We start from the raw sequence: 8,773 nt of genomic DNA, 5'->3' as shown, positions 1-8,773 counted from the left end.
GCCTAGATCCATTCATAGCACGTTTGCTGGGGCCGTTCTCTCAAATTTCCCGCCTCTCCATCCGCGCCCTGAGTTGGCTGCCAGATCAGTTCGCTTTAGACGAGTTCCCGCTGTGGGCTACTGCCTCTACGCGCATCGTGTGGGCCATTGCGTTCCCCTCCTTGCGGCTTGCGCGGCGCGGCATAGAGCGCGCGTCAAGCTGGTCCTGAAGGCGACCGTTGAGGACCATCATTTCCTTGAGCGCCTTCATCACGTCGCCCCTGTGAACGGCAACGAACTTGTCGGCGACGGCTTGAAGGGCGGCTTCTTGTCGGCTGTCCAGCGTCACAATGTGGTCCATGTGAGCGTCTCCTAATGTCTCGATCGTTAGTGAACAAAAAGAGAACATAAATGTCAAGAGCGGATTGACCAAGCGAGGAATGAGTTCCTATTTTGGGGCTATGGCTGACACTGGTGGAAGACGAAGGCGCGGCGGCGAATGGAAGCTTGGCAATGCCCACGAGATTGGGCAGCTTGTGCTGGTCCGGTGCGGTCTGTGCAACGTCAAACGATGGTATCTGCCGAGTGATCTGAAGGAAATCTTCGGGGACATTGAAGCGGAATTGGTGGGAGGCAAAATGAGTTGCAAGCGGTGCGGCAAGAATGAGTACATGGATGCCGAAACACAAAATCCATCGGCCCGAGAAAGGCAGGGCATCAGGGTTACGCGGCTTGCAGAAATCAGGATGGTACGGCGAGTTGTCTGGCGGGATGAAGGCTGAGGGCCACAAAGCGTCCATTGGGCTTGATCACTTGGCGCGGCGTCCTTTCGTCTTGTACGGTGGGTCAAATAATCAAGAGATTGATCACCAATGCCTTTTAATTTCACGATCCCAAGTCCTACCAGCTCAATTCCCTTCGCCATGCTGCCAGGCACTTCCCTGATATTTGTCGGCTCAAACGGTGGAGGCAAGACGCGCCTCGCCGTGGAGATAGAGAATCAGCTCCAACTCCGGGCGCACCGTATTTCCGCGCACAGGGCGCTGACGCTAAATCCCGCTGTAGCCAAGATCACCGAGCGGAATGCGAAATTGGGCCTTCGAACAGGAAATTCCCGTACGGATGCGAACCTTGGGCATCGTGTTGGAAGCCGCTGGCGAGGCGACATGGCGACTGGACTCCTCAATGATTTCGACGTGCTACTGCAGGCCCTCTTTGCCGATCAGACCAACAAGACGCTGCAGACCCACCAGAGAGTCAGGGCCGGCGATGCAGGTGCGGCAGAGCCGACCAAGTTTGAGCTGTTGGCCGGCATCTGGCAGCGGCTACTGCCTCACCGCAGGCTTGTTATCTCCGGCGACGACATCCGTGTTCAAATCACAGGATCGCAGACGGAATATAACGCCAAGGACATGAGCGATGGCGAGCGGTCAGTGTTCTACATGATTGGTCAAGTTCTCGCCGCCGATCCCGACACGCTCCTTATCTTTGACGAGCCGGAGCTGCACGTTCATCGATCTATCATGGCCAAACTATGGGACGAGATGGAGGCTGCACGCCCCGATTGTGCCTTCATCTTCATTACACATGACCTCGAATTTGCCGCGTCACGGGTTGCCCAAAAGATTGTGATCCGGGACTACAATCCCAAGACCGGTTGGGTGATCGAACCGGTGCCAGAAGAAACCGGTTTCGATGAGCAGATTGCGACGCTCATCCTTGGGAGCCGTCGCCCGATTCTCTTCGTCGAAGGCGGCAGCACAAGTCTCGACACCGTCATATATCGCTGCTGCTATCCCGAGTGGACAGTCATCCCGCGCGGTTCATGCGAAGAAGTAATTCATTCAGTTGTAACAATGCGCGCTAACGCGGACCTTACACGAGTGACCTGTTCCGGGATCGTAGACGCCGATGACTATTCAGGGCCAGAAATTGCGAATCTGGCACGGCTCGGCGTCGCCGTCCTACCGGTTTCAGAGATCGAGAATGTCTTCCTGCTTCCTGAAGTGGGGCGCAGAATTGCGGAGCATGAGGGCTATAACGGGGGAGATCTCGATAGTCGGCTCGACGCGCTGAGACAAGCCGTCTTCGCTGACGTCACTCCAGCATCGGCTGCGGGCACTATCGCGCGATACTGCCGGCGACGAATTGACCGCACCCTGAAGATGATTGATCTCAGCGGCGCAACTACGGTTGCAGAAATCGCAGCCGAATTTGCCACAAAGACGGCAGCACTGGACATTGCCGCAATTGGAGCCGAAGCGACGGCCCGTATCGATGCCGCTGTGGCAAACCAGGACATGGCCGAATTGGCCAAGCACTACGACAACAAGGGACTGATGGCTCTCGTGGCCAGACATCTCAAGAACACGACAATGAGCGAGTTCGAAATGTGGATAACTCGCGTCTTGCGCAACAATTTGGTTCCCGGACTTACGCAAGCCCTTCGCCGGGTTCTTCCCACAATTCAACCGCGATAGGACCTCGACATACGCTTTAGCGCCTGCATTGGACACTGCATGCATTTGGTGCCGCGATTGATGCCGGAGTTCGTAGTCCAGCCTGTCCGTTAGCCTTTGGTAAACAAATGTCCGTTGCCGAAGTCGTCCCCTTCGGTAGCTTCACAGCAACGGCAGTCGGCCATCTTTCTTGCCCAGCGGAAACTTGATCTGCGTGGCCGGTTTGTCGACGATCACAAGGGCATCGTCAGGCGCGGTGCGTTGCAAGCCCCTTGCTTCCGACCATGGGGCTCGTAGCCACGTCTCGGTTTCCTCTTTCGTCGTCAGGATCACCGGCATGGCCTTCGCATGGATCGGCTTGATGAGGGCGTTAGGCTCGGTTGTGAGGAACCCATAGACCTCATGGTCGCCGGGACCGTCCTTCACCTTGCGCACCCCATGCCAATGCGTCCAAACCCCTGCAAAGAAGAACAGCGGGCGGTCTTCATTCAAGGCAATCCAATAGTTCCGCTGAACGCCAGTCTGGGGGTCCTTGTCATTCTTCTCTGGGCTCGGCTCGGCAAAGCTCGTCACTGGAACCACACAGCGATGCTCTACGCCGAGGTATTGCCGCCAGTAGGCAAGGTGGGTCTTGCGCACGTTGGTAGTGCCGTAATCGGCGTTGCCTTTCACATGTTCTACGGGCGTCGGCATCCCCCACAGCAGATTGGCAAGCTCGCGTTGCCCGTCCGACGCATTGCGAACTACAGGACCGGGGGGCCGGTTGGGGTAGATGTCAATTGACGGCTCAAGGTTGCCCAAGATGTCCCGCAAGGTGCCGGTCCATTGGCGGATGGCCTCTTGCGACGTGGTGAGGTTGTAGAGGTTGCACATGGCTGGTTCCTTAGGCGTGGCCTTCGCTGACTAATCCAGAGCCAAGGATCGGTTGCTGCCTAGCGTCGATGCCGACAATTACTCGCGTCAATCGGTGGACGAGATCAGCCAAATCTAGGATGCGCTGATCTTCTTCTCTCGTCGAATATGGCGAGACCAAGTTGCCATGCATCACGGAATTTCGCAGCTTCCTCCAAGCGCTGACATTCGCGGCTGTGACGGCGCCCCCCTGCCGAAGGTCCCCTAGGAAACTGGACACGGTCTTTGTTTCAGCTCTAGTTAATTCGTCAAGAATGCGCCTCTTCAGCCTCGCGTCGCCGTCCCAGGTCTGAGTGTGATCCCGAAGCGCGCTCAAGTCCTTCTCGACGAAGTCGGCCTTCAGTGGAGTTGGCCCCATCAACAGCTTTGCAAGACCCTCTGCGACGCTCGCCAAAGTAAGGCAAAGCACCCAGCGCGATCCTTGTGTCGCTTGTATGATCTCTTCGTAAAGGCGTGTGATCAGATGCGGCTCGGAATTTAGATGCCCCCCTTCGTCACGCGTATTCGCAACATGTTCGAGCAATTTCCCGTAGAGGGTCCAGAAGTCCGGCTTTGATTCGAAGGGATTTCCATCCACCAATGAGGCAATGCCCGAGTCTATAAAACGCCTTGGAGACGGTCGCAGCCAGACCTGTGCTCTGCCATCTCCAAAGTTCCGCGCCACGAGGCGAGGAAAAATTAACTGACCCAGCAAGATTCGCAACGGCTCGCTCAGCCAATTCTCGGTACATGGGTGCGGCAGCGCCTTGGACGACGTAGCCGTAACCCAGAGAGCGCTTCCGTCCTTCGTACGGAAGAACTCAATTTCGGAACCGAGAACCTGTACTGTTTGCTTGGCGAGCCGGCGACTATATTCGACCTCGACGTCATCAAGCGTGGTGACCGTAACCATCGCCTTCTCTACAGGCACCCGCACCTCAGGCTGAAAGACCAACTCCACGCTCGATAGTTGGGAAACCCATCGCCCGGACGCGCTAGTGAGAAGCGAGTCCAACTCGCCCCACAACTCCCAAATGCCCGTCTTCGTCTCTCCTAGCTGCGGATTTGTCCAGCCTGCTGCCCACTCAGTTCCCTGTATGTCCGTGGCAAAGAGGCGAAAGGTGTTGGAGGTATCGTAGGGATCTTTCTGCTGCTTAGCGAGCCGCTTGAACGCATCCGCACTGTCTGATGGTGTGGCATACATCCGATACTCAATTTCGGTGAAGCTCTTAATTACAATGCGACCTGAGCCGGCAAAGACCGGAGGTTCAAAGTCACCGCCGATCATCTTCATCGTCGGACAGTCGATTGTGATTGGAAGCGGTTTGAGCAGATGCCGCCAGCGATCTAGCGTCCGTATAGGCACTGGAGCGGATGCTGGGGTCAAGAAACCTCCTTCATGTCATTTGCTCGGCAGTTCTACGTCATTTCAGACAGTTCGGAAGGCCTCTCGATGTGTTCTTCTCCAAGTGCTTTCAGCATTGCCTCAGTCGCCACCTTCAGCCGCGCTTCTTCGCCGCCGTAGTTGTCTCCCGCACCACCCCCTGAGTGGCCCATGATCGAGCGCTTGAGCTTCTCGGGGACCCAAGCGATCACCAGCAAGTCCTCCATTCGGTGCCGCAATGAGTGGGTGGTTACCTTCTTGTCGGTCACTGCGGCTCTAACGTGCTTACCAAGCGCGGCCGAGGCTTTGTCGCCACCGCCTTCATGACCGTAACGGGCAAACAGCATCTTGCTTTCGCCTGCCGCCTCGACGGCTTCATGTGCTGCCTGAAGGGCGTCGCCAATGAGCGGGACCTTCCGACGAGACACTTCGGTTTTGACGCGGCGCTCGTCGTGCCACTCGACGTCAATGTGTGGATATTTGGCCTCCAGCATAACGTCGCTGACCCGAAGCCCGGTAATCTCGGATAGACGGCAGCCGGTGCCCTCTAGGAGCCTCCAAATTTGTTGGAGATCGCTGGCGGCGCGGTCAAGCACCCGCTCCCGCGTCGCGGCCAATTGCTCCGGGGTGAAGGGAAGCCTCTTTCGCTTGTCCGGCTCCCTACTGCTGTCGGCAACATCAAGCTTTTCAAATTGGTTCTTTGTGCCGGTTAGGTCGAACTCGCGAATGCCATGGGCAACGATTGCGCGCACGACATTGAGGTATCGGTCCACAGTCGCAGCAGTCGGGATTTCCTTCAACATGGCGTTGGCGACGGTTCTGGCGTCGGCACGCTTCATGTCCGCCAGCACCGGGTCAAAGCCGAGAGCCGACTTCACGTGCCCGACCACACGGTCGGCTTGTTGCTGGTCCCGCTTCTTCGATTTCTCGGAAGGATTGGTCTTAGTGAAACGGTCGTTCAGATAGACCCGCTTGGCGTCCTCTAGGGTGGGCGAGGGACCGACCGGCTTATTTGAGGAGGTCAGTAGCGTCAGCAGTGCCCGGTCCTCGTCAGAGACGCCAACGGGGTGGTCGGTCTCTTCGTCCCTCGGATAGCCTTTAGCGATCTGCTCAGCGACGACATCGCGAGCAATCCATTCCGATCGTTCCTCAGGATCATCAGGATCGCCGCTGCCAGCGCGATACGGGTTGAAGCCGAGGTCCCGAAGTCGCTTGGTTGCTTGGTCGAACAGTTCGCGCGCTGTGAGCTTCGCTTTGGGCGCCTTCACTCCGTGCAACTCGTCCCATGCTTTGGCGAAGATTTGCTCCGCCTCGGCGTGGGTGGCGTCATACTGCTTGCGCACCTCGGCGTCGGTTTTGCCGAGGCGAAGCACCATCTCTGTCTTGCCCAGAATGCCTTGAAGTGCCTTGGGCACCTTCCTTCGATAGACCTTCCTATTGCCGCGCGGCTGGACATGTTCCAGTGCCATTTTCATCCTCGGTGTACCCCTCGGTGTACCTTTTGGTGTACCTCGGGGGACGTTGAAACCCTTGAGTTCCTTGATTTCTGGGGATTGTCGGGTGGAAACTGGTGCCCCCGGACGGAATCGAACCGCCGACCTTCGGTTTACAAAACCGCTGCTCTACCAGCTGAGCTACAAGGGCACGGCGCTCCGGTTAGCATATTTGTTGCGCCAGTAAAGACAAAACTCCGTTTTTCCCCGGCATGCCACATGGCCCGTCGACGAGGGCATCCTGAAAACCGCCGGATTGCTTCCTACATCTAGGGAAGGGTGCAATCGCTTCGAGCAGGGGTGTGGCATGATCAGATTAGTCATCATTCTCCCGATCATCTTCGTGGCCTGGATGCTGCTGGTGAAAATCATCAGCGATGTGAAGAAGGCCAATGTCGACTGGACCGGCGTCACCACCATCATCGGCTTCATCGCGCTGGCGTTCTGGCTGCGCCATGTCACGGGGATGGGGTGAGAGAGAGCGAATAGTGAGTAGCGAATAGCGAATAGGGAACGGCAACGTAGCGATTGGTAAGTGGCGTTCCTGCCTTTTCCTACTCGCTATTCGCTATTCACTATTCGCTCGGGCCAAAGGCCCCACAAAAAATCTCTTCGACCTATCGAACCTTTTGCCGCGCCGCGCCGACTGATGGTTAGAGGCGAATGGGTCGCCTCGATCAAAAGATCCAGGAGATCATCATGTTCAAGCGCACTCTTACCTCAGGCCTCGTCGCCATCTTCGTCGCCACCGGCGCGCTCGCCGGCACTGTCGGCACGTCGTCAGCCCACGGCATGCACGGCCATCATCACAACCACAACCACAAACATCACAAGAAGCACTTCAAGAAGTTCTGGTGGAAGCACTATAACCACCACAACAACCATCACCACAGGCACGGCAGGGTGATCATTTTCCTTTGATGGAGGGACCCAATTCCCAAAAGGGCGGCTTCGGCCGCCCTTTTTGCGTTCGGCGTTGCGATGTAGGCGGGCAAGCTAGCGATCTCCCCCGCAAGCTACGGCATGCACACATTTCCAAACAACTGGTCTTTGGCGATAGGGTGCATGGCAGCTTGGAGCATGCATTGTCTTATGCGGCGCAGGTCGACCCCCACTCCGTCTCGGCTTCGCCGAGCCACCTCTCCCCCGATCGACGGGGTAGAGGAAAGGCGCCAAGCTTTTGCCGTTAACGCTCGTCCAGCAACGCTCCTTTCCTTTCCCTCCGGAGGGGGGAAAGGTGGCGCTGCGAAGCAGCGACGGATTGGGGGAACCACGTGGTAATCAGGCATCGGGCAGATCAGAAGGTATGTGCATAGCGTAGACGTCCATCGGGGGAGATCTGCATCGTCAATGTTCTCGCCAACCTCTTCCCGTCGCCGTCACAAAGACCTTCGATCCCAGAAGATCGACAAAAGATTCGAACCTTTTTCCTGGCTGCGACGACAGATGATCAAGAGGCGGATGGATCGCCTCGGTCAACGAAGCAAGGAGATCGTCATGTTCAAGAACACACTCGTTTCCGGCCTTATCGCCACCGCCGTCGCCGCCGCCACGCTGGCCGGCACCGTGCAGCCTTCGGCCGCTCACAGCCATCACCACAATCACGGTCTCGGTATCGGCATTGCCGCCGGCGTCGGCGGCTTTGTCCTCGGCAGCCTGCTCGCCCAGCCGCGCACCGTCTATGTCGACGAAGGCGGCGGCTCGTGGCATGTCCGCCGCTGCTACGATCGTTATGCCAGCTACGACGCGGACTCCGATACCTATCTCGGCCGCGACGGATACCGCCACTACTGCCGTCTTTAGAGGGGAGGACCGTTTCAGCAACAGAGGGGCCCATGCGAGCCCCTCTTCTGCTGTCTGGATGGTAGCGGTGCGTGCTCCACCGGCCGATTCAGCGCAGAAAGGATTGGCCTGGGCGGCAGACCGGGCGGTGTACAGAGATTTTCCGAGCGTCTATTCTGACCGCGAAACGCGGGGAGAGACCTTTGGACGAGCAGGACCCCAGGGAAGATCTGGTCGAAACGGTTTTCCGCAACGGCACCGTCACTGCCGTCGGCATCCTGCTGGCGTTTTCGCTGGGCTTCATCACGCATTGGGCCGCCAACCCGATCCCGTGGCAGACCTACCATCTTGTCGCCGTCCTGCCGATCCTGGCCGGCATTGCCTTGCAGATGCGGGCGCTCTCGCTGCTGCTCGACACGAAATGCCTGCAACGGCGCATCTATGAACGCGCCAACCGCATCTTCATGGCCGGCCTGATATTCACCGCCTGTGGCGTCGGCATGGCCATCCTTCTCGATTTCTTTGATATCGCGACCAGGAGCGCGCTGCCCGGGACGGGCTGATCAGCCGGCTCGCACGCCGCCGATCATCCTGGTCACCTCGGCGGCGGCATCGCGCACCAGCGGGCCGATCTCGGCCAACCGCTCCGGCGTCACCCGCACCGTTGGTCCCGACACCGAGACGCCGCCGATCGGCTCGCCGAATTCATTGAAGATGGCGGCTGCCACGCAGCGCATGCCGGGGTGCCGCTCCTCGTCGTCGACCGACCAGCCGCGCAGCTTGAT

At 58.1% G+C, this 8,773-nt stretch carries 11 protein-coding genes and 1 tRNA gene; 6 read left to right on the top strand and 6 right to left on the bottom strand.

All coding sequences use genetic code 11. The features are described 5' to 3' along the window. Positions 1-85 precede the first annotated feature (85 nt). Positions 86-340 (bottom strand): hypothetical protein, encoded by a 255-nt coding sequence (locus tag EN939_RS37985; RefSeq protein ID WP_164749064.1) that lies wholly within the window; start codon positions 338-340, stop codon positions 86-88. Between the two features lie 100 nt (positions 341-440). On the opposite strand from EN939_RS37985, the gene EN939_RS11405 reads away from it, so the two are divergent. Both EN939_RS11405 and EN939_RS11400 read left to right on the top strand, forming a co-directional pair. Then, positions 441-761, top strand: coding sequence for a hypothetical protein (locus EN939_RS11405; RefSeq protein ID WP_127268093.1), 321 nt, complete (start codon positions 441-443; stop codon positions 759-761). Between the two features lie 384 nt (positions 762-1,145). Further along, a complete protein-coding gene (locus EN939_RS11400; RefSeq protein ID WP_245473079.1) occupies positions 1,146-2,459 on the top strand; it encodes an AAA family ATPase in 1,314 nt (437 codons plus the stop codon). A gap of 141 nt (positions 2,460-2,600) precedes the next feature. Here the strand turns inward: EN939_RS11400 and EN939_RS11395 are convergent, their stop codons facing one another. From EN939_RS11395 to EN939_RS11380, 4 genes are all read right to left on the bottom strand, one after another. Next, complete coding sequence (locus EN939_RS11395; RefSeq protein ID WP_127268091.1) at positions 2,601-3,311, bottom strand: SOS response-associated peptidase; 711 nt, start codon at positions 3,309-3,311, stop codon at positions 2,601-2,603. 10 nt (positions 3,312-3,321) lie between these two features. Beyond that, positions 3,322-4,623 (bottom strand): hypothetical protein, encoded by a 1,302-nt coding sequence (locus tag EN939_RS11390; protein ID WP_127268090.1) that lies wholly within the window; start codon positions 4,621-4,623, stop codon positions 3,322-3,324. Positions 4,624-4,748: 125 nt separating this feature from the next. Next, positions 4,749-6,182: a tyrosine-type recombinase/integrase gene (locus EN939_RS11385; RefSeq protein ID WP_164749065.1), complete on the bottom strand. Its 1,434-nt coding sequence runs from the start codon at positions 6,180-6,182 to the stop codon at positions 4,749-4,751. A 99-nt stretch (positions 6,183-6,281) separates the two neighbouring features. Next, positions 6,282-6,357 (bottom strand) — tRNA-Thr (locus EN939_RS11380). Between the two features lie 156 nt (positions 6,358-6,513). On the opposite strand from EN939_RS11380, the gene EN939_RS11375 reads away from it, so the two are divergent. From EN939_RS11375 to EN939_RS11360, 4 genes are all read left to right on the top strand, one after another. Beyond that, a complete protein-coding gene (locus EN939_RS11375; RefSeq protein WP_127268088.1) occupies positions 6,514-6,681 on the top strand; it encodes a hypothetical protein in 168 nt (55 codons plus the stop codon). 224 nt (positions 6,682-6,905) lie between these two features. Continuing rightward, positions 6,906-7,127, top strand: coding sequence for a hypothetical protein (locus EN939_RS11370; protein WP_127268087.1), 222 nt, complete (start codon positions 6,906-6,908; stop codon positions 7,125-7,127). Positions 7,128-7,703: 576 nt separating this feature from the next. Next, positions 7,704-8,009 carry a BA14K family protein gene (locus tag EN939_RS11365; RefSeq protein ID WP_127268086.1) on the top strand — a complete coding sequence of 102 codons (306 nt, stop codon included), beginning with the start codon at positions 7,704-7,706 and terminating at the stop codon, positions 8,007-8,009. A gap of 182 nt (positions 8,010-8,191) precedes the next feature. After that, on the top strand, positions 8,192-8,551 hold the full coding sequence (locus EN939_RS11360; RefSeq protein ID WP_127268085.1) for a hypothetical protein: 360 nt from the start codon (positions 8,192-8,194) through the stop codon (positions 8,549-8,551). Here the strand turns inward: EN939_RS11360 and EN939_RS11355 are convergent. After that, positions 8,552-8,773, bottom strand: a 222-nt coding sequence (locus EN939_RS11355; protein ID WP_272483086.1) for an IclR family transcriptional regulator domain-containing protein, incomplete at its 5' end; no start/stop codon positions are given.

It is taken from the genome of Mesorhizobium sp. M7A.F.Ca.CA.002.05.1.1, from assembly GCF_003998335.1.
Taxonomy (GTDB): Bacteria; Pseudomonadota; Alphaproteobacteria; order Rhizobiales; family Rhizobiaceae; genus Mesorhizobium.
The sequence above is the reverse complement of the archived record's forward strand: the minus strand, read 5'-3'. Positions and strand labels throughout refer to the sequence as shown.